The organism is Sphingomonas sp. CFBP 13706 (assembly GCF_014842355.1).
Lineage (GTDB): Bacteria > Pseudomonadota > Alphaproteobacteria > Sphingomonadales > Sphingomonadaceae > Sphingomonas > Sphingomonas aerolata.
This window is the reverse complement of sequence record NZ_JACYVM010000051.1, coordinates 1-1577: the sequence shown is the minus strand read 5'-3', so window position 1 is coordinate 1577 and position 1577 is coordinate 1. Positions and strand designations below refer to the sequence as shown.

The following is a 1577-nucleotide window of genomic DNA, read 5'->3' as shown; positions in this document are numbered from 1 at the left end:
TCTGTTAACGGCAGCTATCGCCACATTCGTACCCAAAAGCGGCCTGTCCGTTGACCACCATTTCTGGCCATTCCGATTTCGCCCAGTTGCGGACGCTCCCCACTTGGCGCAAGCTATGTCGGATATTGGGAAACACGAAATCTCCGAATGGTAGCCAATATCCGCGAAGTTCTCGGTCGCGCGCCGGGAACAAGATTGGTCGCGATCGTCGGCGCGTCGCACAAACCCTATTACGAAGCGTACTTAAACCAAATGCGCGACGTCAAATTGGTCGATGTAGAGCCCGTGCTGCGTTAGCTTCGATCGGGGTTTGAGCCTTTCTGACTGGGAACGGCAGGCGAAAGGGGATCAACCTTCTCGGGATCGATGGTATTTCGGGAAACTTTTCATTCAGAACGGTCATCGGCTATATGCCTCGGCATGGAGGTAAATCCCGCACGCCGTCAGTCACGTCCAGTCCTAGCGTCCCTTCTTGCCCTCGCCGGACTCATCGTATCTCCGGTCGTCGCGTCGGCTGAAGGCACCCCGCCCCGCGTGGCTGATCGCATCGTTGCGATCACCTTTGACGACCTTCCCTACGTAAGCGCCGGATCGAACCCGTCGACGAAGGCCGCGATCGACGCGCAGCGTCGCATCGTCCAAGCGTTGCAACGCGCCCATGTCCCGGCAACCGGCTTCGTAAACGAAGATAAGGTAGAGGCGCTTGGGCCTGCCGGGCCGCTATTGCTTGCCAAGTGGAACAAGGGGCTGCTTGCACTCGGCAACCACGGTTACAGCCATTTTGACAGCAACGACTTCGACGCTGGAAGTGTCGAGTGGGAGGTCTTGAAGGGCGAAGCCACCATCCGGCCGATGGCGTCTTCGGCCGGTCGGACGATCCCGTTCTTCCGTTTTCCCTACAACCATATCGGCGACACCGAGCCCAAGCGAGCCGCGATCGAAAAGCTCCTTGCCGATCACGGATACAGGCTTGCCGCATCGACCATCGACACCTCCGATTACCTGTTCAACAATGCCTATGAGCGCGCCTTTGCCAAGCGGGACCGAGCCATGATGCGCAGGGTTGAGCGCGCCTATCTGGATCATAGCCGGATCCAAATCGACTATTACGCCGAATTGTGCCGAAGGGTTTTCAGACGCGAGGTGCCCGCGATAATGCTCCTGCACGCCAACAGGCTTAATGCGGCAACGATACAACCGCTGCTCGGCTTGTTCCGTTCAGGCGGTTACAGGTTCGTATCGCTTAGTGATGCGCAAAGCGATCCAGCCTATTCCACGCCTGTCGCCGCGTCGAAGTTCGGGCCCATGTGGGCGTATCGATGGGCACGGGCGCGAAAGGTGAAAGTCGATGGGCGGCTGGAACAGGAGCCGCCCGTTTGGGTCGGCACATATGCCGGCGAGACGCCTTAAATCACAGCCACGCTTCTCGATCAGGATCTTTTTGGCAAAGCGGCCATTCCGCTAACGCCCGATTGTGTTGAAAAAGCTGGGATCGGCCGCGGGCAGGCCCGTAGTTTGCAACAGAGCTAGACGCGCGCGGCGCCTCAGGCGGGTGCCATCTGCGTCGGCATCGGGAT

The 1577-nt window shown here is 58.9% G+C and carries 1 protein-coding gene and 1 pseudogene; both read left to right on the top strand.

Features of this window, described 5'->3' with window-relative positions; translation table 11 throughout:
* Positions 1–105: 105 nt before the first annotated feature.
* A pseudogene (locus tag IFS44_RS22540) lies at positions 106–297 on the top strand (DUF5694 domain-containing protein); the annotation flags it as partial.
* A 237-nt stretch (positions 298–534) separates the two neighbouring features.
* A complete protein-coding gene (locus IFS44_RS21570) occupies positions 535–1410 on the top strand; it encodes a polysaccharide deacetylase family protein (protein ID WP_192100184.1) in 876 nt (291 codons plus the stop codon).
* Positions 1411–1577: the final 167 nt, after the last annotated feature.